The sequence below is a fragment of the Ensifer sp. R1-3 genome (assembly GCF_056739175.1).
Window position 1 is genome coordinate 1186243 of the sequence record NZ_CP096516.1, and the last position, 25483, is coordinate 1211725.

Here is a 25483-nt window from a genome sequence, read left to right on the forward strand (position 1 = left end):
TTCAACACTCAGGCAGCAATCAACGTCCGCTTGACTGCGCTGCGCCAGCCCTTGAGCTTCACCTTGCGCGTGGCCTCGTCCATATGCGGCTCGAAGCGGCGGTCGCGGGCCCAGGACTTGGCGAACGCCTCCTGCTTTGGCCAGATGCCGGCTCGGCTGCCTGCAAGCCAGGCGACGCCGAGCGCGGTGGTTTCGAGAATGACCGGGCGGTCGACCGGAGCGTCGAGCAGGTCCGACAGGCGCTGCATCGTCCAGTCGGAGGCGACCATGCCGCCATCGACGCGCAGGACCGTATCATTGCCGTTGCGGCGCCAATCCTTGTGCATGGCCTCCAGCAGGTCGCGGGTCTGGTAGCAGACGGCCTCGAGTGCCGCCCGTGCGAACTCTGCCGGGCCGGTATTGCGCGTCATGCCGAAGATCGCGCCCCGCGCATCCGGATCCCAATGGGGCGCTCCGAGGCCGGTGAAGGCCGGCACCAGATAGACCTCCTGCGAGGGATCGGCGCTCTCGGCAAGCGAGCCTGTATCGGGCGCCGCCTTGATCACCTTGAGCCCGTCGCGCAGCCATTGCACGGCAGCACCGGCTACGAAGATCGAGCCTTCGAGCGCATAGGTCGTTTCACCGTCGAGGCGGTAGGCGATGGTGGTCAGAAGGCGGTTCTTCGAACGGACCATGTCCTTGCCGGTGTTGAGCAAGGCGAAGCAGCCCGTACCGTAGGTCGATTTCAGCATGCCCGGCTTGAAACAGGCCTGACCGATCGTTGCCGCCTGCTGGTCGCCGGCAACGCCGAGGATCGGGATCGCCGCGCCGAAGAGAGACGGATCCGTGACGCCGAAGTCGGCCGCGCAGTCCTTCACTTCCGGCAGCATCTCCTTCGGCACGCGCAGGACCTCGGTGAGCTCGTCGTCCCAGGCATTCTCGGCGATATTGTATAAGAGGGTACGCGAGGCATTCGTCGCGTCGGTGCAGAAGCACTCGCCGCCCGTCAACCGCCAGATCAGGAAGGTGTCGATAGTGCCGAAGCAGAGTTCGCCTTTGGCTGCGCGCACCTGCGCGCCCTTCACATTGGAAAGCAGCCAGTTGAGCTTCGTTCCCGAAAAATAGGGATCGAGCAGCAGACCGGTCTTCTTCACGAAGGTCTTTTCCAGTCCCTTCTTCTTGAGCTTGTCGCAGAAGGCGGCAGTGCGGCGGTCCTGCCAGACGATGGCATTGTGGATCGGCTTGCCGGTCTCGCGATCCCAGACGACAACCGTCTCCCGCTGGTTGGTGATGCCGATCGCGGCAATATCGTTCGCGGTGATGCCGGACTTCTCGATCGCTTCCTTGACCGTGCTGACGACCGTCTGCCAGATCTCCTCCGGATCGTGCTCCACCCAGCCTGACTTCGGAAAGTGCTGCTTGAACTCTTTCTGCCCGACGCCCGCGATTTTCTGGTTGCCGTCGAAAACGATCGCGCGCGTGGACGTCGTGCCCTGATCGATCGCGAGAATATATCCGCCCATATGCCCCTCCTCGGCACGCGATTGAAAGGACCGACCGGAATGCGAGCGGAAGCCCGCATACGCTTTCACTCCGCCCCTCTCGCCCTTCCTCGAGGGCGACATTCGAACGACTTCAATACGATAGAAAAACGAATGTCAAACGAAAACAAAACGCAACTTTTGCCAAGTGCTCCCGCGGACACTCACTCTGCTTTGCCGGGCGGAAAAACACAATTGTCACTGCCGCGCATTTGCGCGTAGGCTGACGCTGTTGCGTCGCAAAAGACCTGTGCGGCATCAGGACGGAGAGAGCGGGAATGACCAAGACTGCGGTGATAACGGGTTCCACGAGCGGCATCGGATTGGCGATCGCCCGGACCCTGGCGAAGACCGGTGCCAATATCGTCCTGAACGGCTTCGGTGCGCCGGACGAGATCAGGACCGTCACGGACGAAGTCGCAGGCCTGAGCTCCGGTACGGTGCTTCATCACCCGGCCGACATGACCAAGCCCTCCGAAATCGCCGACATGATGGCGATGGTTGCCGATCGCTTCGGCGGCGCCGATATCCTCGTCAACAATGCCGGCGTGCAGTTCGTTGAAAAGATCGAGGATTTTCCGGTCGAGCAATGGGACCGGATCATCGCCGTCAATCTCTCCTCCTCCTTTCACACCATTCGTGGCGCCATTCCGCCGATGAAGAAGAAGGGCTGGGGCCGGATCATCAATATCGCGTCCGCTCATGGCCTCGTGGCCTCCCCCTTCAAGTCCGCCTATGTCGCCGCCAAGCATGGTATCATGGGGTTGACGAAGACCGTGGCGCTGGAGGTGGCGGAGAGCGGTATCACCGTGAACTCGATCTGCCCCGGCTACGTTCTGACGCCGCTCGTCGAAAAGCAGATACCGGATCAGGCGAGAACGCGCGGCATCACCGAGGAACAGGTGATCAACGAGGTGATGCTCAAGGGACAGCCGACGAAAAAGTTCATCACCGTCGAACAGGTTGCCTCCCTGGCGCTCTATCTTGCAGGCGACGATGCCGCCCAGATCACCGGGACGCATGTTTCGATGGATGGCGGCTGGACGGCGCAGTAGCCGACGACTGAGGGAAAAGCCGGTTGAGGGACAAGGAAGTGGCATGGCACAGGCATCCGACAGCATCCGCTTCATCCTGAACGACTCCGAGATCGTCCTTTCCGACGTCGCGCCGACGTCGACGCTGCTCGATTTCCTGAGGCTGGAGCGCCGCCTCACCGGCACCAAGGAAGGCTGCGCGGAAGGCGACTGCGGCGCCTGCACGGTGCTCGTGGGCCGGCTCGCCGAGGATGCCAGCGGAGCGAAAAAACTCGTCTATGAAAGCGTCAACGCCTGCATCCGCTTCACAGGCTCGCTGAATGCCACCCATGTGGTGACGGTCGAGCACCTGGCTGCCGCAGACGGCACATTGCATCCGGTGCAGCAGGCACTGGTGGATTTTCATGGCTCCCAATGCGGCTTCTGCACTCCGGGGATCGTGATGTCGCTTTACGGGCTCTGGCTTGCCGATGAAAAACCGAGCCGCGCGGCGATAGAAAAGGCGCTGCAGGGCAATCTCTGTCGCTGCACCGGCTACGAACCGATCGTGCGCGCGGCGGAGGCTGCGGCCGCGGAGCGCCCGGCCGCTCTCTTCGACCCGGTCACCCGCACGCTGGAAGCGGTTACGGCGCGCCTTCATGCGATAGGGCAGACGGAGACGATCGTTGTCCGCAGCGGCGCGGACTGTCTGATCGTACCCGTCGACGCTGCGGACCTGGCAGGTGTTCTCGCTGATCATCCAGGCGCGACGATCGTCGCCGGCTGCACCGATGTCGGGCTCTGGGTGACGAAGCAGATGCGCCCGCTCAATCCGGTGGTCTTCATCAATGGCATTGCCGAACTGCAGCGGATCGAAAGCTCGACGGCCGGCCTGACGATCGGTGCAGGCGTGAGCTATACGGCGGCGCACGAGGCCCTGTCTTCAGCCTATCCGTCATTAGGCCGGCTGCTCGACCGCATCGGCGGCGACCAGGTGCGCAACATGGGCACGATCGGCGGCAATATCGCCAATGGCTCGCCGATCGGCGACAGCCCGCCGCCCCTGATCGTTCTCGGCGCGACGGTTACCCTGCGCTCGAAGGACGGCCAGCGGACGCTGCCGCTCGAGGATTTCTTCATCGCCTATGCCAAGCAGGATCGCAGGCCCGGTGAATTCGTCGAGAGCCTCTTCGTCCCGGCTCTGCCCGCGGACGAGCGCTTTGCCGCCTACAAGATCTCGAAGCGCCGCGACGAGGACATTTCCGCCCTGCTCGGCGCCTTCCGCATCTCGCTCGACGGTGACCGGGTGAAAACCGCACGGATAGCCTTCGGCGGTATGGCGGCAACTCCGAAGCGGGCGAAGACCGTCGAAGCAGCGCTGATCGGTCAGGCCTGGACGGAGGAGACGGTCCGTACTGCGCAGGCCGCCTTCGAGACCGACTATCAGCCGATCACCGACTGGCGGGCCACCGGCGCCTATCGCATGCTTGCGGCAAAAAACCTACTGAGGCGCTTCTTCCTCGAGAGCATCGGAGAGACGGTCCGGTTGCAGCGGTTCGAGGAAGTGGCATGAACGCCTGTCGCGATATTGGCGGATCGGAATTGCCCCTGACCGGTTGGCTTGCGGGGAGAGGGGACGAGTACGCCGCTTCCTTCCTCCCAGTCAACGAACGGGCTCGCAGAGAGGACGAGCGCGCACCGCTTATCCCTTCGCCCCGCCTGCGGGGAGGAGGTGCCGGCAGGCGGATGAGGGGCAAATTCCTCGTCAGGAGGCTCCGGCATGGATAAGTCCACCCTGGAAAGCCACGCCACAATCACCGGACCGATGCACGCACCGCTCCGTCACGACAGCGCCCACAAGCATGTGGCGGGCACCGCCGATTATATCGACGACATGCCGGAACCCGCCGGCACCCTGCATGGCGCGCTCGGCCTCACGGACCGGGCGCATGCGGAAATCCTGGAGATGGACCTCGCCGCCGTCGCCGCCGTGCCCGGCGTCGTCTGCGTGCTCACGGCCAGGGACATGCCGCATTCCAACGACATCAGCCCCACCCATCTGCACGACGAGCCGGTGCTTGCCGACGGGCGGGTGGAGTTCCATGGCCAGCCGGCCTTCGCGGTCATCGCCGAAACGCGCGACGTCGCCCGCCGCGCCGCGCGGCTCGCCAGGATGACCTATCGTGACTTCCTGCCGGCGATCGATATCATCGATGCCGTGGCAACCGGCGGCGAGCTGGTGACCCCGCCGCTGACGCTCGAGCGCGGCGACGCCGAAGGCGAGCTCGAGCGGGCGCCTCGCCGCATCCAGGGGCACATGCGAATCGGTGGCCAGGAGCACTTCTATCTGGAAGGCCATATCGCGCTCGCGATTCCCGGCGAGGATGACGAAATGACCGTCTGGGTATCAACGCAGCATCCGAGCGAAGTCCAGCGTATGGTCGCGCAGGTGCTCGGCGTTCCCTCCAACGCCGTCACGGTGAATGTCCGCCGCATGGGCGGCGGCTTCGGCGGCAAGGAAACGCAGGGCAACCAGTTTGCGGCACTCGCCGCCGTCGCCGCGCGCAAGCTTCGCCGCGCCGTCAAGTTCCGCCCGGACCGGGACGACGACATGACCGCCACCGGCAAGCGGCACGATTTCCTGGTAAATTACGATGTCGGCTTCGACGAGGAGGGACGCATCCGGGCGGTCCAGGCGAATTATGCCGCGCGATGCGGTTTCTCCGCCGATCTCTCCGGCCCGGTCACCGACCGCGCCCTTTTCCATGCGGACAACGCCTACTTCTATCCGCATGTGAAGCTCACCTCGCAACCGCTTAAGACCAATACGGTTTCCAACACCGCCTTTCGCGGCTTCGGCGGGCCGCAGGGCATGCTCGGCGGCGAGCGGATCATCGAGGAGATCGCTTACGCGCTCGGGAAGGACCCGCTCGAAATCCGCAAGCTGAACTTCTATGGCGACGCGCATTCCGGCCGCAACGTCACGCCTTATCACCAGAAGATCGAAGACAACATCATCGGCCGGATCGTCGATGAGCTGGAAGCGAGCGCCGACTATCAGGCGCGCCGGGCGGCGATCATCGAATTCAACAGGTCGAGCCGGGTGATCCGCAAGGGGATTGCATTGACGCCGGTGAAGTTCGGCATCTCCTTCACCCTCACCCACCTCAACCAGGCCGGCGCCCTCGTCCACATCTACACGGACGGCTCGGTCCACCTCAACCACGGCGGCACCGAGATGGGCCAGGGCGTCTATACGAAAGTGGCGCAGGTCCTTGCAGACAGTTTCCAGATCGACATCGACCGGGTGAAAATAACCGCGACGACGACCGGCAAGGTGCCGAATACGTCTGCGACAGCCGCCTCCTCCGGCTCCGACCTCAACGGCATGGCCGCCTTCGATGCCGCGCGTCAGATCAAGGAGCGGCTCGTCGCCTTTGCGGCCGAGCGTTGGCAGACGACGGCCGAAAACGTCACCTTCGTGGCCAATCATGTCCGGATCGGCGACGAGCTCGTGCCCTTTGCGCAGTTCGTGCAGGAGGCCTACGGCGCACGTGTCCAGCTCTCCGCCGCCGGCTTCTATGCGACGCCTGGCATCCATTGGGACCGGGCCGCCGGCCGCGGCACGCCCTTCTACTACTTTGCCTATGGCGCGGCCGTTTCCGAGGTCTCGATCGATACGCTGACAGGCGAATACCTGGTCGATCGCGTCGACGTGCTGCACGACGTCGGCCGTTCCCTCAACCCGGCGATCGATCTCGGCCAGATCGAGGGCGGCTTCGTTCAGGGCATGGGCTGGCTCACGACGGAAGAGCTCTGGTGGGATGAGAAGGGGCGCCTGAGGACGCATGCGCCCTCGACCTACAAGATACCCCTTGCCTCGGATCGGCCGAAGATCTTCAACGTGCGCCTGGCCGAATGGTCGGAAAACGCCGAAGAGACGATCGGCAGATCGAAGGCCGTGGGAGAGCCGCCCCTCATGCTGCCGATTTCGGTGGTCGAGGCCCTGTCGATGGCCGTCGCCAGCGTCGCCGGCTATCGCGAATGCCCCCGGCTCGATACCCCGGCAACGCCCGAACGTGTCCTGATGGCGGTGGAACGGCTTAGAGCTGGATGAGGAAAAGTGTGAGCGGTTTTCCGCCCGCATCCGGGCAAGGGCCCGTTGAGGACGGCAATCTCTCCTCACTCTCATCTCTGTGCTCGTCACAAAGATGAGAGCAGCGCCGCGTCTGCGGCGCGGGAGGAGTTCTTTCAGCCCAAGGACTTGGTCTGGCTGGATCCCTGTGACGAGCACAGGGATGAGGAGATCAAACAAGCCACGGCGGGTATCCCGAATCTCAATAGGCCTTGAACTGTAGCGAACGGTTCGAATGAACAGCCTCTCTACCGCAGCATGTCGTCGTCCTGCCGGGCCATGCGGCCGTCGAGTAACCCCAAGTCCTTTTTCATGTATTCGGATGTGGATTCAAGGTCGAGACTTAAGCTCCGGCCTCTTATGCGGCGCAGTGCCGAAGCGGCAAACCGGATGATCCCGTTCACTGGGGGAATCGGCTTTCTTTCAGTATATTCCAATGTATCGCAAGACATCTGAGCACCCTTGGCAAGCGGTGAAGTTGACTTGCAGCATGCCCCGATAGATGCTCGGATTCCAATCGAACATCCGTCTGTATGCATCAAGAGAACTTATCCATGAAGATGTCGAAGCAGTTCCCGCTGAATGCGCTGAGGGTCTTCGAAGCCGCAGCCCGGCTCGGCAGCTTCACCAAGGCCGGCAACGAGCTCGGCATGACCCAGACGGCCGTCAGCTACCAGATCAAACTCATCGAAGAGAGCGTCGGCGAGCCGCTGTTCCTGAGGCGTCCCCGCCAGATTGCACTGACCGAAGTCGGCCAACGTCTGGCGCCGAAGGTGACGGAAGCCTTCGAACTGATGCAGGAGGCGGTCGCCTCCGCGCGCGGCGATGCAGCGTCCACCCTGCTCATCAGTTCGACCGCGACCTTCGCCTCGCAATGGCTCGCCCGCCATATCGGCACGTTCCAACTCGCTCAGCCCAACATGGCCGTCCGGCTGTCGGCGAATGATGCAATGATCGATTTCAGCATAGAGGCAGTGGACGTGGCAATCCGGTCCGGGTTGGGCGTTTGGCCGGGTCTCGTCAGCCATCGACTGATGAAAGTAGAATTTACGCCAATGCTCAGTCCCGCGCTCGCCTCGACGATCGGCGGCGTGAATGAACCGCGGGACCTCCTGAAGCTCCGCATCATCGACCCTCAAGACCGCTGGTGGCCGCTGTGGTTTCGCGCTGCCGGCGTCCGCGACGCGGACCTCGACGGTCGGGTTCCGACACGGCTCGGCGCCCAGTCCTTCGAGGCAGGCGCCGCGATCGCCGGGCAAGGCGTTGCGATCCTCACTCCTCAATTCTATACCGATGACGTCGCGCTCGGTCGGCTTTATCAACCCTTCGATTTGCGCGGCAGCGATGGCCACGACTATTGGCTGGTCTATCCGCATGCCCGACGCAACGTCCCGAAGATCCGCAATTTTCGCGACTGGATTCTTTCAGAGTTCAATCAGGATTGCGGCGCCTAAGCCTGTAGCGTGGATTGCCGAGAACGCCCCTTTCCCGTTTCGGCTTTTTCTCGCAAGCTGCGTCAACGGAGAGAAAGAGGGGACCCGAATGTATGAATTCGCCATTGCCTGGGAATGGCTGGCCTTCGCCGTACGCTGGCTGCATGTCGTCACCGCCATCGCCTGGATCGGCTCGTCCTTCTATTTCATCGCGCTCGATCTCGGTCTCGTAAAACGCGACCATCTGCCCCCGGGCGCCTATGGCGAGGAATGGCAGGTCCATGGCGGGGGTTTCTATCACATCCAGAAATATCTGGTGGCGCCAGCCGCCATGCCGGAGCACCTCACCTGGTTCAAGTGGGAGTCCTACGCGACCTGGCTCTCGGGCTTCGCCATGCTCTGCATCGTCTATTATGGCGGCGCCGACCTCTTTCTCATAGACCGACATGTCCTGGACATTTCGGCGACGACCGCGATCCTGATCTCGCTTGCCTCGCTCGGTCTCGGCTGGGTCCTCTATGACCTTCTCTGCAAGTCACCGATCGGGAAAAGCACCTGGGGACTGATGGCGCTGCTCTATCTGGTACTGGTCGCCATGGCCTGGGGCTATACCCAGGTCTTCACCGGCCGCGCCGCCTTCCTGCATCTCGGCGCCTTCACTGCCACGATCATGTCGGCCAACGTCTTCCTGATCATCATCCCCAACCAGAAGATCGTCGTCGCCGACCTGATCGCCGGCCGCATGCCGGATCCAAGACTCGGCGCCCAGGCGAAGCAGCGCTCGCTGCACAACAACTACCTGACGCTGCCCGTCATCTTCTTCATGCTATCGAACCATTATCCGCTCGCCTTCGCGACGGCCTTCAACTGGATCATCGCAGCGCTCGTCTTCCTGATGGGCGTTACGATCCGTCATTGGTTCAACACCACGCATGCGCGCAAGGGCAGGCCCACCTGGACCTGGCTAGTCACCACGCTCCTGTTCATCCTGATCATGTGGCTCTCGACCGCGCCGAAAATACTGACGGGAGAAGAACGGGCCGACACGGCACCGGCCTTCCGGCGCTTTGCCGAAAACGCGCATTTTCCCGCAATCAAGGAGACGATCTCGACCCGCTGCAGCATGTGCCACGCGGCCGAGCCGGCCTATGAAGGAATTGTGCGGGCTCCGAACGGCGTCACGCTCGAAAGCGACGCCGAGATTGCTGCCCGCGCGCGGGAAATCTATATCCAGGCGGGGCGCAGCCATGCCATGCCGCCCGGCAACATAAGCGACATGACGGCGGAAGAGCGCAGGCTGGTGACGGCCTGGTTCGAAAGCGCCGTCGGGGAGACACGATGACATCCACCCTCATTCGCGGCCGCCTGCTGAGCTTCCATCGCGAACCTCAAGGTATCGACGACAGTGCTGCCTATGCTTACGAAAGCGACGGCGCGCTTCTCGTCGAGAACGGGGTGATCAGGGCATCCGGCTCCTATGCAGCGGTCAAGGCGGCAGCGCCTGAGGAGGTCCCCGAGATCGACCACCGCCCGCACCTGATCGTGCCAGGCCTCATCGACACGCATCTGCATTTTCCGCAGATGCAGGTGATGGCCTCCTACGCGGCCGATCTGCTCGAATGGCTGAACACCTACACCTTTCCCGAGGAATGCCGTTTCGTCGAGACGGCGCATGCGGAGCGGATCGCCCGCCATTTCTTCGACGAGATGATCCGCCACGGCACGACGACGGCGACGGCCTACTGTTCGGTGCACAAGACCTCCGCCGACGCCTTCTTCGCCGAGAGCCTGAAGCGCGGCATGTGCATGGTCGCAGGCAAGGTGATGATGGACCGCAATGCGCCGCAGGGCCTGCTCGACACTCCGGAGATGAGCTATGACGAGACCCGCGCCGTCATCGCCGACTGGCACGGCAAAGGCCGCAACCATGTGGCTATCACCCCCCGTTTCGCCATCACTTCCACGCCGGAGCAGATGGAGGTCGCGAAATCTCTCGTCGGCGAATTTCCCGACCTGCATGTGCAGACGCATCTCTCCGAGAACCGTGACGAAATCGCCTACACCTCGGAACTCTATCCGGAGGCGACCGACTATACCGACGTCTACGCCCGCTACGGGCTGCTGGGTCCGAAAAGCCTGTTCGGACATTGCATCCACCTCTCCGAGCGCGAGGCGGATGCGATGAGCGAGACCGGCTCGGTCGCCGTCTTCTGCCCGACGTCCAATCTCTTCCTCGGCTCCGGCCTTTTTCCCCTGCGGGCGCTCAAGCGCCGGCAAAAACCGGTGCGCGTTTCCGTCGCCTCGGACATCGGCGGCGGCACCAGCTACTCGATGCTGAAGACGCTCGACGAGGCCTACAAGATCCTGCAGTTGCAGGGCGAAAGGCTGAACCCCTTCGACAGCTTCTACATGATGACCCGCGGCAATGCCGAGGCGCTGTCTCTCGCCGACCGTATCGGCACGCTGGAGCCCGGCACCGATGCGGACATTGCGGTACTCGACATGGCGGCAACGCCTGCAATGGCGCTCAGAGCCGAAGTGGTCAATTCGCTGGCCGACGAACTCTTTCTCCTGCAGACGATGGGCGACGACCGCGCCGTCGTCGAGACCTACGTCGCCGGCAAGCCCTGCAAATCAACCCTTGGCGCAGCCTGAGCAGAGATGAAAACGAGAGGTAAGATTTTTTGACCTCTCGCTTTCTGCAACTATTACAAGCCCTCCGAAATCATGATAAGGGCTCGGCTGTCATTCACTCGATGAGGCCGATCCATGACGCAGATTCTCGAAATACGGGACCTGAAGGCCCTGGCCAGACGGCGCGTGCCGAAGCTTTTCTTCGATTATGCGGACAGCGGCGCATGGACGGAGGGAACCTACCGCGCCAACGAGGAGGATTTCGCCGGGATCAAGCTGCGCCAGCGGGTGCTGGTCGACATGTCCGACCGGTCGCTCGAAACGACGATGATCGGACAGAAGGTCTCGATGCCGGTCGCGCTCGCCCCCACCGGCCTGACGGGCATGCAGCATGCCGACGGCGAGATGCTGGCGGCTCAGGCGGCCGAGGCGTTCGGCGTCCCGTTCACGCTCTCGACCATGAGCATCTGCTCGATCGAGGACGTCGCCTCGGTGACGACGAAGCCGTTCTGGTTCCAGCTCTATGTCATGCGCGAGCGCGAGTTCGTGCTCGATCTGATCGACCGGGCCAAGGCCGCGAAGTGTTCCGCGCTCGTCCTGACGCTCGACCTGCAGATCCTCGGCCAGCGCCATAAGGACCTTCGCAACGGCCTGTCCGCGCCGCCGCGACTGACGCCGAAACACCTCTGGATGATGGCGACGCGGCCCGGCTGGTGCATGAAGATGCTCGGCACCAACCGCCGCACCTTCCGCAACATCGTCGGCCACGCCAAGAGCGTCGCCGACCTCTCCTCGCTTCAGGCCTGGACCAACGAGCAGTTCGACCCGCAGCTTTCCTGGAAGGACGTCGAGTGGATCAAGGAGCGCTGGGGCGGTCCGCTGATCCTCAAGGGCATTCTCGATCCGGAAGACGCAAAAATGGCGGAGAAGACCGGCGCCGACGCAATCATCGTCTCGAACCACGGCGGCCGCCAGCTCGATGGCGCGCATTCCTCGATCAGCATGCTGCCGCGCATCGTCGAGGCCGTCGGCGACCAGATCGAGGTACACCTCGACGGCGGCATTCGTTCCGGCCAGGACGTCCTGAAGGCGATCGCGCTCGGTGCGAAAGGCACCTATATCGGCCGCCCCTTCCTCTACGGCCTCGGCGCGCTCGGCAAGGAAGGCGTGACACTCGCGCTCGACATCATCCGCAAGGAGATGGACACGACCATGGCGCTCTGCGGCAAACGCCGCATCACCGAGGTCGGCCGCGACATCATCGCCGAGTAGCAGGTGCAGGAAGGGTGTAGCGGTTTTCCATCGGAAGTGCGTAGCTTCAAAGACTTAGAGCAGAACCGCACGATCAGCAAACGGGCAATATCATCAGAGAGCCTATGTCACCTGCCTTGACCTCGGCGAAGCCGGAGCCCCCTTCACCCGGGGCCGGTCGATGGCGTGACCCTCGAAAATCTCGGGTCCGAGCGCGGTAGCCGGTTACGGGCGATATTGGGCAGAGAGCCTTGGAGAATGGTCGACACTCATGCGTGCTCCAATGCGAATGTCGCTGTTGCCTCGTCGGTGACGAGGACATTGACCAGGCCGGCGCGAAGCACGCCAAGGACGACGTTGAATTTTTCGCTACCGGCCGCGATGCCGATAGCCTTTCCACTCGTCTTCAGATCGGAAAGCGAAAGGCCGATCGTGCGGGCATCCAATTCCGCGTCGACGATCTCGCCATTGACATCGATGAAACGGCCAAGGACATCGCCCACCGCACCTTTTGAAAGAAGCGTGGCCAGTTCGTCCTTCAAAATGTTGCCCGAGCGGACAAGGACCGATTCTTCGCTCAGGCTTCCGCAAGAAAAAATGAGAATTTGTGCCGAGCGCGCTTTGGTCAGAACATCGGCGACGATCCGGTCGCGTTCGAGCACCTCACGGGTGACGCGCTGGCCGACAATTGCCGGCACTGGCAGCGGCACAAGGCGGGCACCTGCCTTGCGTGCGAAGATCCCGGCGACATCGTTATGATACGTGACGCCGGAAATGGGTGCGACCGTTCCATTGATCTGTACGACCTCGCCGCCATCGCTCCATTGAAGCGGAAGCCAATGGGCAACGGCGCCCATCGTACGCCCCCAGGAAACGCCCACGGTTGCGCCATTGGATTTGATGGAAGCAATGTACTGGCCGGCGGCTTGAGCGACGGTGTCCAAACTCTGCGCCTGTTCGCCGTCGCTGGAAACCACGACGGAATCGTTCAGGTTGAAGGTTTGTTGCAAGGCGGTTTCCAGGTCGGGGCGGCGCGGCGAGCGTGGAATGATTTCGATGCGCACGATGCCGAGGTCGCGCGCCTCCTGCAGGAGACGGCTAACCTGCCAGCGGTTCAACCCGGTCTCAGCAGCGATTTCCGACTGATTCAGTTCCTGTTGGTAGGTCATGCGCGCAACCTTGACCATCAGGTGCTCGCGGCTTTCGTCCATCGGCAGGCGATTGCTGACGCGTTCGCTTTCGTCTTTCATACTCTCTCCGTCCGTGTGCTTTCGACGTTACCGGAAAGCCTATGGAAGACGGGCGTCAGGACATCCGTTGCTTCGCGGTAGTCGCCAAGCATAGCGAGATATTGTCTATGACGATTGAAATCAGGCGCTCTTTTCACGACAGGCGCGCGCAACGCATGCGCCGCGGTCGTCAGGTCTGGAAACAGTCCAAGCGCCACCGTACAGGCGACGGCGCCGCCATGCAGCGACAGGTTGTCATCGAGCGCAAGCTCCACGGGCTTACCTATTGCATCGATGGTTGCCTCGAGCCAGAGACGGTTTTTCATGATGCCGCCAGACATGACGATCCGGTCGATCGCCACCCCTTGCTTTTCCAGATCGAAGACGACATTGGCCGCCCCGAGTGCGACCGCAGTCACAGCAGCACGGTAGATGCTGGCCCGGTCGTGAGACAGCGACAAACCCAAAAAGGCGCCCCGCAGCCGTGCATCCCGGTAGGGTGTACGGTTGCCCATCCAATAATCCAGCGCCAGGAGCCCGGTGGAATCCGGCTCGATTGCGTCAGCGGCCGCGCAAAGTGATCGGAAGCCGGCATCATCAAGCCCGAAGATGGTGTTGCTCAGCCACTGAAGAATGGAACCAGCCGAGACCTGGCCGCCCTCGATCATTCGCAAGCCGGGCGTCAAGGCGTTGGGGTAAGGACCCCAGACCCCGCGGATATTACGCCCGTCATCCGGTACCTGCGTGAGGTGGACATTCGATGTCCCGCCGATGAACAGCATGGAGCCTGGCGTCACCGCGTCGGCACCGAATGTTCCCATATGCGCGTCTATGCCACCCTGCACCACGACAGGATTACCCGGAATGCCAAGCGTACGTGCCATCTCGGGAAGCATGGGAGCGACGACGTCCCCGATGTCCACAATTCGCTGCGGAAGCTTGGCACCAAGGTCCGGCACGCCGAGCAGAGCATAGAGATCCTCGCAGAATTTGCGGTTCCGGCTATCGTAGTTCCACTTGCATGTGGCATTCATCAGAGAGCCGGCCCATACACCGGTTAACCTGTGATTGACGAAATCCAGAGCCTCGCAAATGACTTCCGTGCGCGCCCAGAGGTCCGGCTTTCGGCGCGCGAACCACATGGCTTTCGGGACCAGCCACTCGACCGCATCCGAACCACCGCTGTCTGCGAGAATGGGGTGGTCCACGGTTTCAGTGAACGCGGCTTCGTCGGCCGCGCGTGCGTCCATCCAGAGGACGGCAGGGGCAATCGGCTTGCCAGACCGGTCGCAGAGTACAACCGTCGAGGCGAAGGTCGCTACACAAACCGCAGCGATATCGGGCGAACCCGCCTTTGCAACGACATCGGGGACGAGCGAGACGAGCGCGGTCATCCAGTCTTCAGGATTCTGCTCGGCGCGGTTGGGCGGAAGATGCTGCGTTTTGTAAGGCGCCTCGCCACGCGCAACGATGTGGTTCGTCTGCGTGTCGAAGATCGCTGCCCTCGCGCCGCCGGTTCCAAAATCCAGGCTGAGAACTGCGACCATCCCTAACCTTGCCTCCCTGTTTGCCCCACCGTCTCCCGAACGATCAGGGGCGGAACAGCACTTTCGAGAAGTGCAGGTCCTTCGCCGCGAAGCGCTGAAAGATACCAGGTAGCTCGGCAAGGTCGAGATCATGCGAGATCATGAATTCCCACTTCAGTTCCCCGGTCGCGAATTTTTGGACGGTTGTCGTCCACTGCGGGCCGGGAAAAGGCGCACCGAAACTGTTCCACGAGCCGTGCAGTGAAACTTCCTGACGCAGGAATCTCTGGAACGTCGCGTTCGACAGCTTCACATCGGGGACAGGTATCCCGATAAACGTGACATGTCCGCCCGGCGCAGCCAGCATGACGGCAGCGTTGATTGTCGAATCGATACCGACGGCCTCGATCACAAGATCGGCTCGTTCCTTGTTGTCGGCAAAATCGGCAGACAGGATGCATAGATCGGCGCCCGCCTGACGCGCCAAGGCGAGTTTCTCTTCCGTGACATCGACGGCGATCACCCTCGAGGCCCCCATGATGCGCATCCACTGAATCGCGAACAGACCGATCGGGCCGCACCCGACGACGGCCCCGGTCTGGCCGGCCGTTATACCGCCGGCCTTCCAGATGGCATGGAGAGCGATCGAGGCAGGGTCGGTCATGGCGATAGCCCTGGGATCGACGTGCTGCGGTGTCTTGATGAGATTTTCGACGGGGACGGCGACAAATTCCGCATAAGCGCCGTCGCGGCGGCTACCGAAGTAATCATAGTCGCGGCATCGGGAAAAATTGCCTGTCTTGCATTCTATGCATTGATTGCACGGCATCAGCGGCGCAATAGCGGTCAGCTCGCCGATTTCCCAGCCTTCGACGTTTTCACCGAGCGCATGGATATGGCCGGAAAACTCGTGGCCTGTGATGAGAGGCATCTTCCATGCGCCCTTGACCAGCATGCGGGGCAGATCCGACCCACACACGCCGACGGATGCGACGCGCAGCAGGACCTCTCCGGGGCCGGCCACCGGCTTTGGCCGCTTTTCAAGCCGTATATCGCCCGGGGCGTGGAGCACGATGGCGCGCATGGCGTCTCCTGTTAGCATCTGCGTCATTTGGTTACCTTTGCTAGGACAGCTGTCGTGACAATTAATCAAATGCGAGAATTTTCGCGACGTGGACCGGTCGAAGGGCGGCCTTCATGCCGCCCGTCTCATTAAGCTGGGCTCTGTAACTGTTACGTCGTTATCTGCCGGAGAATGATTTCATCGCTTCAGAGAGCCGGTGCTGTACTGCAACAGCATGGCAACGACGATGATCGCTCCCATATAAACCTGCTGGTGATAGCCGGGCACGCCCGCAAGGTTCATGATGTTGGTGATAATTCCCATGACCAAAGCGCCAAGCAGCGTGTTGATGACGCCGCCCTTCCCGCCCATCAGGCTCGCCCCGCCGATAACGACGGCGGCGATCACATTGAGTTCGGCCCCGATGCCGACCTGAGCAGAGCCGACGCCTGTGCGGCTCGCGGCGATGATACCTGCCAAACCGGCGAGCAAACCGGAGATCACATAGACGGCGACGATATAGCGCGGGACGGCGATACCGGAGAGTCGGACAGCCTCCTCGTTGGAACCGATTGCCGTAATGACGCGTCCGAACCGGGTGAAGTTGAGGACGACACCGCCGGCGATATAGATTGCGAACATCAAAATGACTGGTTGGGGAATGCCCAGCACGAAGCCGGAACCGAAACTGCTGAAAGCTGCGCCCGCATCGCTGAGCGGAATTGGTCGCCCCTCGGAAATGATCAGGGAAAGGCCGCGCGCGACTGCCATCATGGCAAGCGACATGACAAAGGACGGCAGCCTGAGATACGCGATGAAACCGCCCGTTACCAGGCCGCAGGCAGCGCCGCACAACAAGACAAGAAAAATGGTGGCCCCGGTGCCATAGCCTAACATCGCGCAGAAGTAGCCCGTGAGTACAGAACCCAGGGCCATGACCGATCCAACCGAAAGGTCAATGCCGCGCGTCAGGATGACGAACAGCATGCCGACGGCCATGATGCCGGCTGTCGAGGCAACCTGCCGCAATACGTTGAGGAGGTTGCCGCGAGTGAGAAAACTGTCCGACCACCAGGTCGCTACGGCGACGAGCACGAGAAAGATCGCCAGGGTCCCGAAACGCTGAACGATGGAGTGATAGTCGACAAAACCCTTCTGTTCCTGCGGCATCACTGTGTCTGTTGTGTGGGTCATACCTGGCTGCCTTGGTTGCTCGCTCTGGCTCCGCCCATCATCGACAGGCCAAGCAGATTTTCTTCCGAGTAGTTGCTGGGTGTCAGTTCGCCTCGGATCTGCCCCTGGCCCATTGCCAGAACGCGATCGCAAAGACCAAAGAGTTCCTGATGTTCTGAGGAAATCACCAGAACTGCCTTGCCGTCTTCGGCGAGCTTGTTGATCAGAGCATAGATTTCGGCCTTCGCGCCGACATCGACGCCGCGTGTGGGTTCGTCCAGAATGATAACGTCGCCACCGGCGTGAAACCATTTCGCCAGCACGACCTTCTGCTGATTGCCGCCCGACAGACTGGAAACCGGTGCATCGATACTGGAAGCCTTGAGCCGCAAGCTCTTGCCAAGTGCGGTGACGTCGGTGCGCTCCAAGGCTGGCTTGAGGAAGCCCAAGGCATTCACGACCGACGACATCCTGGCCATCGTTGCATTGACGCGGATCGGCTTGTCGATGACGACGCCGTGCTCCTTGCGGTCTTCCGGGACGAGCCCGATACCGGCCTTCACCGCGTCTCTGGGCGATTTGAGTTTGAGGGCCTTCCCTTTGAGGCTGATCGTGCCGCTGTCCAGCGGATCAGCGCCGAAAATCGCGCGTGCGACTTCCGTGCGGCCTGATCCGATCAGGCCTCCAAGCCCGACGATCTCGCCGGCGCGGACAGAAAAGCTGACATCGCGAACCATCCGGCCCGCATTGAGTTTTTTCACGTTGAGCAGTTCGGCGCCGATGGTGCGCTGCGAGCGCTCCGGGAACATGTTGGCGATTGGCCGGCCGACCATCATGCGAATGATATCGTCGATCTTGACGTCCGTCGTCGCGACTGTTCCGACCGTCTCCCCATCCTTCATTACTGTCATTCGATCCGCGATATCGAACACTTCATCGAGGCGATGCGAAATATAGACGATGCCGCCTCCACGATCGCGCAGGCCCCGGATGATCTGGTGCAGTTTCATCGCATCCTGAGCACCGAGCACTGCGGTCGGTTCGTCGAAGACGATGATCTTGATGTCCTGCGAAAGAGCCTTGGCGATCTCGACCACCTGCTGGTGGGCGACGGACAGGGTGCCGACAAGGCGCCCGGGATCGATATCGAAACCCAGACGGTCGATCAGCTGTTTTGCGCGTCTTCGCAGGCTGAATCGGGAAATAAGGGTCGGTAGCTCTCCGAGAAAAATGTTTTCTGCCACGCTGAGATCAGGGGCAAGGGCAAGCTCCTGGTGGATCACGACGATGCCAAGTGCGCGTGCGTCTCGAGGATCGCGAAGCTCGGTCCGCTTTCCATTAATGACGACCTCTCCCTGGCTGGGGATAATCTCGCCGCCCAGAACGCGCATAAGGGTGGATTTTCCAGCACCGTTCTCGCCGAGAAGGGCATGAACCTCCCCCGGCCGCACGTCGAAATTCACGGACCGAAGCGCGTGAATGCCCCCGAAGGACTTGGAAATTGATTTCAGATTGGCAAGTTCGGTCACCATGGCCCTCCTAACAATGGCTGCAGACAACGAGGCAGGAGCCCCGTTGTCCAGTCCGCGGCGGCTTTGCAGCCTCCTGGGAGGAGCAGATCAGAAAACGGCGTCGGCGCGATAATATTTGTCGACGTTTTCTTTGGTGATGACGGCCGGTGTCGTCAGATTGAGCTTCGGGAAGTCGGCTGGCAGTTCGCCGTTGACCGCTTTGAGCCCGACATCGACCGCGGTACGCGCGACCAGGTCCGGGTCGTTAAGCCCGGTTGCCCCGTATTTGCCTTCTTTGATCAGTGCCAATGCTTCCTTCTGGCCGTCCGCAGCGGCAAGCGCGAGAACATCTGTCTTGCCTTGTGCCTCGAGAGCCTTCATGGCGCCAAGCACCATCGAGTCGTTTTCGCCAAGAACGACATTGGCGTCCGGATGCGCAGTCAGGAGGTCTTCCATCGCGGCGAGGCCACCTTCATGGGCCCAGCCACCCCAGCCCTGGCCCACGACTTCGAAACTGACCTTGCCGTCGTTGACCAATTGGCCTTCGACAAGGCCCTTGAAAACGCCGAGGCGCCGATCGCGGCCCACTTCGTTACCCTTGTCGCCCGATAGAAGGATGATCTTCATCGGCTTGCCCTTCATGGCATTGGCAAGCCATTGGCCGACAAGCACACCGTTCTGGTCATTGGAAGAGCGAACCTGGGTGACGACGTTGGCCTTCGTGTTGATAGAGGAGTCCATGACGACGACCTTCACGCCAGCTGCCGTTGCAGCGTCTGCGGCCGCGACAAGGCCTTCCGGATCGCGCGGGTTGAGGATCAACAGATTAACGCCGCGCGCCACCATGTCTTCCACGTCCGCGATCTGTTTGGTCATGTCGTTCTGGCCGTCGGCGCTGGTAACTTCACAACCGGCCTTTTTGGCCTGATCTTCCGCTGCCGCCACCTGAGCGGCGAAATAAGGTGCGCCAAGCGTGTACATGGCGATGCCAACCTTGCAGTCGGCGGCGTTTGCGATGCCAGCGGAAGCAACGCTCGCCATGAGGGCCAACATGCATCCTGCGATTGATTTCTTCATGGGTAACTCCTCCGATTTCCATGAGACAGGAAGCGGTTTGGGCTTCCATTCCGTAGTTTAATTACAGGATTAGAGATTGGTCAAGCAAAATTAACCCCCATTTTTGATACTATACCACATAAGTGACAAATCGTGCGCTGCAACAAGGCGAGAATGCCCACGTTTCGCCTGCAGCAGGCGCTGGGACTTGCGCTCGCAATTTTATTTGGTAGTTTTGCTACGAAATAGAGAACAGGAGAAAAGTGTTGATATTGTTTGAGCCGGGAGTCTGTCAGGTCGATGTTGCAACAGGCCAGTTGAAGGGTGCGACGAACCGCTATGTCAAAACCTTCCGGGATCTTGCAGGGCTGTATCGGGACGAGAGCGCATATCAAGCGCTTATCGCAACCCGCGGTGATGATGTCGCCTATGAGGTTACGGACTACAAGCCATCGGCCAATGGGGGTGACATCATCATCGGCGTCACGCGCATGGAGCCTGGGAAGATCGGTGACGAGTATTTCATGACGCGGGGCCACATCCATGCGAGGCCCAATCGGCCGGAAATGTATTATGGCGAGGCTGGGGTAGGCGTGATGCTGCTGGAATCGCCCCATGGCGAGATTCGCACGATCGAGATGCGCGCGAGGACTATGTGCTATGTGCCACCCTTTTGGATCCATCGTTCTGTCAACGTCGGCCTGGAACCACTTGTAATGACATTTTCCTATCCCGCGGATGCCGCCGGTCAGGACTACGACGTCATTGCGAAGGCGGGGGGAATGCGGAGCCGTATTGTCGATGACGGGAACGGTGGATGGACCACAGTCGATAACGCCGGTTATTCAGGGAGACACCCATCGCTTGTAGAAGACATCATGTCGAGAGTTGACTGAAGACTGTCGGGGATCCTGTCTGGCGTTCCCCGTCACCGCTGGTTTGATCGCCTCATCCCTGTGCTCGTTGTCTAGCCCGGACACATGACTGACAGGTGTTCGGGGAGATGGCTGACACGTTCATAATGGCATGGGTTGGCTTCGAGAGGAGGTTGTCCATGCCGTGGAAAGAGGTGCCGGTCATGGGAGAGAGGCAGGAATTTGTGCGGCTGGCGCTGGTCCGCTGATCCTCAAGGGCATTCTCGATCCGGAAGACGCAAAAATGGCGGCGAAGACCGGCGCCGACGCAATCATCGTCTCGAACCACGGCGGCCGCCAGCTCGATGGCGCGCATTCCTCGATCAGCATGCTGCCGCGCATCGTCGAGGCCGTCGGCGACCAGATCGAGGTACACCTCGACGGCGGCATTCGTTCCGGCCAGGACGTCCTGAAGGCGATCGCGCTCGGTGCGAAAGGCACCTATATCGGCCGACCCTTCCTCTACGGCCTCGGCGCGCTCGGCAAGGAAGGCATGACACTCGCGCTCGACATCATCCGCAAGGAGATGGACACGACCATGGCGCTCTGCGGCAAACGCCGCATCACCGAGGTCGGCCGCGACATCATCGCCGAGTAGCAGGTGCAGGAAGCGTGTAGCGGTTTTCCATCGGAAGTGCGTAGCTTCAAAGACTTAGAGCGGAACCGCACGATCAGCAATTTGGCGAGAGAGTGAACATCCCTCGCAATAGGCCGTCTACTGCATGTTTCCTTTAATCCTATCCGATTAAAGGGCAAAAACATGCAGCAGATCAAAGTACTACAGCGACCTTTGCGCGTCTGATAAGACGCGCGGCGCTGTAGTGCTTGCCGCGAGTGCCGCATCGCGGGACGCTGAAGCCCGCGTGATCGAGAACGAGGTCCAATCGCTAAGGCAACCTATCCTGGAGAATAGATTTCCCCCCTCCGGGAGTTCTTATATTTTCCCTGCGTCACAACGCGCGAAAAACCAAAGCACCGCGACATTGCTCGCGACATTGGGGATCTCATGGGTAGCAGGACTGACAGTGTCGGCCATCACACGCGCATCCCCAATGATCCTGCGATTGTCGACGGGGTCATATGTGAGCAGCGTCAGTCAACGAGCGCGCAATCATGAGCGCGCCTTGCTCCTGCAATTCCCGCGAGAGCGAGGCAGATGATTCAGCCGACGCGACCGCAGACGGCGTGCGGGTTGCCGATCACACACCTGCAACCGAGATGTCGCGCGTTCTGCGGACAGCACCTATTCATCTCGCGGCGGATCCCTCCGGCGGTGCAATTGCTCATTGGAACCATGGCCCCCTGCATGACGTCGTCGAGCCCATGACCGACCACGTCGTCATGGCTTACAACGGCACGATACAGCGCATGGAACGACGGTCCGGAAGGTCGGTCGAGAGTGGCACGTTTCGTCGTGGGGTTGTGATAATCATCCCGGCTGGATCGAGCTCCCGCTGGGATATTCCGAAGCCGGTTGATGTCGTTCAGCTCTATCTCCCTCACACGACACTGACACGCATTGCCGAGGCAACCGATACTTTCACGCCGACCGATCTTCTGGAGCGAACGGCGCATCCGGACCCCATTACATCTCGGTTGCTCCTGAGCGCAGCCGATGTCCTGGAAGGCAATAGGGCACTGGATACACTTTTCAGGCAACAGCTAACTGATCTTCTGGCCACGCGCCTGCTGGCTGCACATACGGGCAAGGCGCCGAGCTACCAACCGGCGGTCGGCGGCCTGGCACCGAATGTGCTGCGCCGGGCCATCGAGCGATTGCGGTCCGACTCCGATGCGGACGTCTCCCTCGCCGCTCTCGCAGCTGATTCCGGGCTGTCACGTTTTCATTTCTGTCGCGCTTTCAAGGAAAGCACGGGGCTCTCACCGCACAACTGGCTGCGTCAATATCGGCTTGAGCAAGCCATAAACATGCTGCGCAATCCTGCAAATTCGGTCGCCTCGGTCGCAGCCTCTCTCGGTTATAACTCGCAAACAGCATTTGCAGCTGCGTTCCGCAAATTGACCGGCGAAACACCGACCGAGTGGCGGCGCAGCCACGGCTGACGGTTAAGTTCCTCTCGTCCTCGTTTCACATTCCGAAACAGCGCGTTTTTCTACGATTCAATCGGCTCGACCGCGTGACGACTATGCCCGCACGCCCGCGGGTATGGCTCGGCCGCATTCCCGTTTTTCCTGCGCCTCCAGTCTCAACCACTCTTTCGAAAGCTGACCGACAGGGACCGGCCTATGTGCGTCGGCGCGATCGCTTAACCGCAATTGCGCTTTAATGGCGCCAATCCCTCTGGCGCAGCCGCAGTTCTGCTCCGCTAAACCATCGTTGCGCCCATGCCAATTGATCCTGGCGAAACACGGGATGGTCTGGGCTCGGACTGCGGGTCGATCGCGGTGCGGCGACCTGGAGTGGCCAGCATGGCCGATTTTAGCCACTGCCCCTTCACTTCGATGGGCGGCGTAAAACAAATATGTGCAAAGGATCAGTGCAATGACCTCCATTACAACCAGCGACGGCGTTCAGATTTTCTACAAGGACTGGGGACCGAAGTCCGCGCAACCCATCGTCTTTCACCATGGCTGGCCGCTCAGCTCTGATGATTGGGATAATCAAATGCTCTTCTTCCTCGGCAGAGGCTTTCGCGTGATCGCTCACGATCGCCGCGGTCATGGCCGATCAAGCCAGGCGAGCGAGGGTCACGACATGGATCACTACGTTTCCGACGTCGCCGCACTGATCGACCACCTCGATCTTCGTAACGCGATCCATGTCGGTCACTCGACCGGCGGCGGTGAAGCCGCGCGGTATGTCGCGCGCTTTGGCAAGAACCGCGTTGCCAAACTCATTATGATTGCGGCGGTGCCGCCCTTGATGCTGAAGACCGCCGCCAATCCCGGCGGTCTTCCGCTCGAAGTATTCGACGGACTACGCAGCCAGTTGGCCGCCAATCGTTCGCAGTTCTATCGGGATTTTCCGAGTGGTCCATTCTACGGCTACAACCGCCCGGGTGCCGAACCTTCGCAAGCGGTCATCTCAAATTGGTGGCGTCAGGGCATGATGGGCGGCGCCAAAGCGCATTACGAAGGTATCAAGGCGTTCTCGGAGACGGATTTCACCGAAGACCTGAAGAGCATCTCCGTGCCGACGTTGGTGTTGCATGGCGATGACGACCAGATCGTTCCGATCGGCACCTCCTCTCCGTTATCGGCGAAGCTGATTAAGGCCGCGACACTGAAGATCTACGAGAAGCTGCCGCATGGGCTGTGCACGACCCATGCAGATATCGTCAACGCCGACATACTGGCCTTCGTCACGGCCTGAGCAACATCACACCAACCCGCGCGCCATCGATCGTCTCCCATCCGGAGCGGCAACGACGGCGCGCGCCCTTCGAAACCACAGGACACGGAGTAAACATTATGAGACTTGTGATTGTAGGCGCCGGTTTCGCCGGCATGTACGCCGCACTTTCCGCAGCCCGTCTGCGCGATATCGAAGGCGTCTCGCCCGAAGAGCTTGAAATCGCGCTGGTATCCCCGGAACCGACGCTTGTCATCCGCCCACGGCTTTACGAGCCGAGCCCCGAGACTCTGACGGCGCCTTTGCAGAATGTATTTGACGCCGTCGATGTCGCCTACGTGCAGGGTAGTGTTGAGGCGGTTGATACGAAGGCCGGCACCGTAGAGGTCGTCAACGCCGAGGGTGAACGAAAGACCCTTCAGTATCATCGCCTTGTGCTCGCCACCGGCAGCCGGTTGTTCCGTCCGAATATTCCGGGCCTCGCCGAATACGCCTTCAGCATCGACAATGTCGATGACGCCATTGCCCTCGATCGCCATCTCCACGAGCTTGCGAAGATGCCGGCCTCGGCCGCGCGTGACACCATCGTCGTTGCCGGCGCCGGCTTCACAGGTATCGAGGCGGCGACCGAGATGCCTTCGCGGCTGCGGACCCTATTCGACAAAACCGCCAATCCGCGCGTCATCATCATCGACCGCAGCAGCGCGGTCGCCCCTGACATGGGTGAAGGCGCTCGCCCGATCATTGAGGACGCGCTGCGCAGGCTCGGCGTAGAGACGCGGCTCAACGCCGGAGTTTCATCGCTCGACAAGTCCGGCGTCACGCTGAGTACTGGCGAGCATATCGAAACCATGACGGTGATCTGGGCGGCAGGCATGCGGGCCAATCCGGTCACCACTAAAATTCCCGGCGAACGTGACAAGTTCGACCGGCTGCTGGTCGACGGCTGCCTGCGTGTACCGTCCGTGCCAGGCGTCTTCGCCACCGGGGATGCCGCGCGCGCTGCTTGCGACGACTGCGGCAACTACGCACTGATGTCGTGCCAGCACGCCACACGCATGGGCGCCTTCGCGGGCAACAATGCCGCTGCCGAACTGTTAGGCGTACCGCCACGGCAATATCATCAGAAAGCCTATGTCACCTGCCTTGACCTCGGCGATGCCGGAGCCCTCTTCACCCGGGGCTGGGATCGCGAGGTGGAGATGGTCGGCGAAAAAGCGAAGGCGACGAAGCAGGAGATCAACACTGTCTGGATCTATCCGCCGAAGCCCGAGCGTGCCGCGGCGCTGGCTTCCGCCGATCCGGAGCGTGTGACGGACCTCTGATCGCTTCAAGGCACGAACTGCGCTCTGAGCAAGAGCGCAGTTTGCCACATCCGGCCTGCTCATGAGGCACCCCGTCAATTCACAGATAAGCTTCTGTCCCGGACCTTTGCGTGCACCACTGGCATCTCGATCCGTGGCATGCACGTACGACATCGCAGACAGGCCGGGGTTGGCGAAGAGATCGTCACGAAGTTACCCGCTCGAACCAGCAAGATTGGCGCGTTTGAGAGCCCGACAATCGCCAGACCGCCTTTTTGCAGGTTGCACCGATGCTCACCAAACAGGCCATCCGCAGTGCATTTGCCGCGACGGCCTCCCAACATCGGTGACCTGCGTAGTTCGGTTGGACTTCCTGCACTAAGGCCTGTTGAGATTCATCTGGAGTCT

Annotated in this window: 18 protein-coding genes and 1 pseudogene; 12 read left to right on the forward strand and 7 right to left on the reverse strand. The window is 61.2% G+C overall.

What is annotated here, in order from left to right; translation table 11 throughout:
- Positions 1 to 8: 8 nt before the first annotated feature.
- Positions 9 to 1502, reverse strand: coding sequence for a glycerol kinase GlpK (gene glpK / locus M1D43_RS22715; protein ID WP_122103546.1), 1494 nt, complete (start codon positions 1500 to 1502; stop codon positions 9 to 11).
- Positions 1503 to 1798: 296 nt separating this feature from the next.
- On the opposite strand from glpK, the gene M1D43_RS22720 reads away from it, so the two are divergent.
- From M1D43_RS22720 to M1D43_RS22750, 7 genes are all read left to right on the forward strand, one after another.
- Positions 1799 to 2575, forward strand: coding sequence for a 3-hydroxybutyrate dehydrogenase (locus M1D43_RS22720; RefSeq protein WP_017264665.1), 777 nt, complete (start codon positions 1799 to 1801; stop codon positions 2573 to 2575).
- A gap of 43 nt (positions 2576 to 2618) precedes the next feature.
- Positions 2619 to 4106 (forward strand): xanthine dehydrogenase small subunit, encoded by a 1488-nt coding sequence (xdhA, locus tag M1D43_RS22725; protein ID WP_017264666.1) that lies wholly within the window; start codon positions 2619 to 2621, stop codon positions 4104 to 4106.
- Between the two features lie 207 nt (positions 4107 to 4313).
- Positions 4314 to 6650, forward strand: a complete 2337-nt coding sequence (gene xdhB, locus M1D43_RS22730) for a xanthine dehydrogenase molybdopterin binding subunit (RefSeq protein ID WP_017264667.1) — start codon at positions 4314 to 4316, stop codon at positions 6648 to 6650.
- 572 nt (positions 6651 to 7222) lie between these two features.
- Positions 7223 to 8122, forward strand: coding sequence for a LysR substrate-binding domain-containing protein (locus tag M1D43_RS22735; protein ID WP_010975972.1), 900 nt, complete (start codon positions 7223 to 7225; stop codon positions 8120 to 8122).
- A gap of 88 nt (positions 8123 to 8210) precedes the next feature.
- Entirely contained in the window at positions 8211 to 9443 is a 1233-nt protein-coding gene (locus M1D43_RS22740; RefSeq protein WP_014527072.1) for a urate hydroxylase PuuD, read from the forward strand.
- Positions 9440 to 10756 carry a guanine deaminase gene (guaD, locus tag M1D43_RS22745; protein ID WP_014527071.1) on the forward strand — a complete coding sequence of 439 codons (1317 nt, stop codon included), beginning with the start codon at positions 9440 to 9442 and terminating at the stop codon, positions 10754 to 10756. The genes M1D43_RS22740 and guaD overlap by 4 nt, the downstream gene beginning before the upstream one ends.
- Before the next feature lie 114 nt (positions 10757 to 10870).
- Entirely contained in the window at positions 10871 to 12007 is a 1137-nt protein-coding gene (locus tag M1D43_RS22750; RefSeq protein ID WP_014527070.1) for an alpha-hydroxy acid oxidase, read from the forward strand.
- A 248-nt stretch (positions 12008 to 12255) separates the two neighbouring features.
- On the opposite strand, the gene M1D43_RS22755 is transcribed toward M1D43_RS22750, so the two are convergent.
- The 6 genes from M1D43_RS22755 to M1D43_RS22780 all read right to left on the reverse strand — a co-directional run bounded on the left by M1D43_RS22755 (position 12256) and on the right by M1D43_RS22780 (position 19565).
- Positions 12256 to 13236: a sugar-binding transcriptional regulator gene (locus M1D43_RS22755; RefSeq protein WP_014527069.1), complete on the reverse strand. Its 981-nt coding sequence runs from the start codon at positions 13234 to 13236 to the stop codon at positions 12256 to 12258.
- Positions 13233 to 14762, reverse strand: coding sequence for an FGGY-family carbohydrate kinase (locus M1D43_RS22760; RefSeq protein WP_498814260.1), 1530 nt, complete (start codon positions 14760 to 14762; stop codon positions 13233 to 13235). Before M1D43_RS22760 ends, M1D43_RS22755 begins: the two co-directional genes overlap by 4 nt.
- A gap of 43 nt (positions 14763 to 14805) precedes the next feature.
- Positions 14806 to 15825 (reverse strand): galactitol-1-phosphate 5-dehydrogenase, encoded by a 1020-nt coding sequence (locus tag M1D43_RS22765; RefSeq protein ID WP_013850519.1) that lies wholly within the window; start codon positions 15823 to 15825, stop codon positions 14806 to 14808.
- A gap of 177 nt (positions 15826 to 16002) precedes the next feature.
- Complete coding sequence (locus M1D43_RS22770) at positions 16003 to 16974, reverse strand: ABC transporter permease (RefSeq protein ID WP_017265602.1); 972 nt, start codon at positions 16972 to 16974, stop codon at positions 16003 to 16005.
- A 20-nt stretch (positions 16975 to 16994) separates the two neighbouring features.
- Positions 16995 to 18509: a sugar ABC transporter ATP-binding protein gene (locus tag M1D43_RS22775; protein WP_017264541.1), complete on the reverse strand. Its 1515-nt coding sequence runs from the start codon at positions 18507 to 18509 to the stop codon at positions 16995 to 16997.
- An 87-nt stretch (positions 18510 to 18596) separates the two neighbouring features.
- The gene (locus tag M1D43_RS22780) at positions 18597 to 19565 is read right to left on the reverse strand and encodes a sugar ABC transporter substrate-binding protein (RefSeq protein WP_010975981.1); all 969 of its coding nucleotides are present in this window, start codon (positions 19563 to 19565) and stop codon (positions 18597 to 18599) included.
- A 245-nt stretch (positions 19566 to 19810) separates the two neighbouring features.
- Between M1D43_RS22780 and M1D43_RS22785 the strand changes: the two genes are divergently transcribed.
- The 5 genes and pseudogenes from M1D43_RS22785 (at position 19811) to M1D43_RS22805 (ending at position 25096) form a co-directional block, all read left to right on the forward strand.
- A complete protein-coding gene (locus M1D43_RS22785) occupies positions 19811 to 20440 on the forward strand; it encodes a glucose-6-phosphate isomerase (protein WP_498814262.1) in 630 nt (209 codons plus the stop codon).
- Between the two features lie 122 nt (positions 20441 to 20562).
- Positions 20563 to 21056: pseudogene (locus M1D43_RS22790) on the forward strand (alpha-hydroxy acid oxidase); the annotation flags it as partial.
- 515 nt (positions 21057 to 21571) lie between these two features.
- Entirely contained in the window at positions 21572 to 22522 is a 951-nt protein-coding gene (locus tag M1D43_RS22795; protein ID WP_010975984.1) for a helix-turn-helix domain-containing protein, read from the forward strand.
- Positions 22523 to 22961: 439 nt separating this feature from the next.
- Positions 22962 to 23792, forward strand: a complete 831-nt coding sequence (locus M1D43_RS22800; RefSeq protein ID WP_017264527.1) for an alpha/beta fold hydrolase — start codon at positions 22962 to 22964, stop codon at positions 23790 to 23792.
- Between the two features lie 98 nt (positions 23793 to 23890).
- Entirely contained in the window at positions 23891 to 25096 is a 1206-nt protein-coding gene (locus M1D43_RS22805; protein ID WP_014527062.1) for an NAD(P)/FAD-dependent oxidoreductase, read from the forward strand.
- The last annotated feature ends 387 nt before the right edge of the window (positions 25097 to 25483 follow it).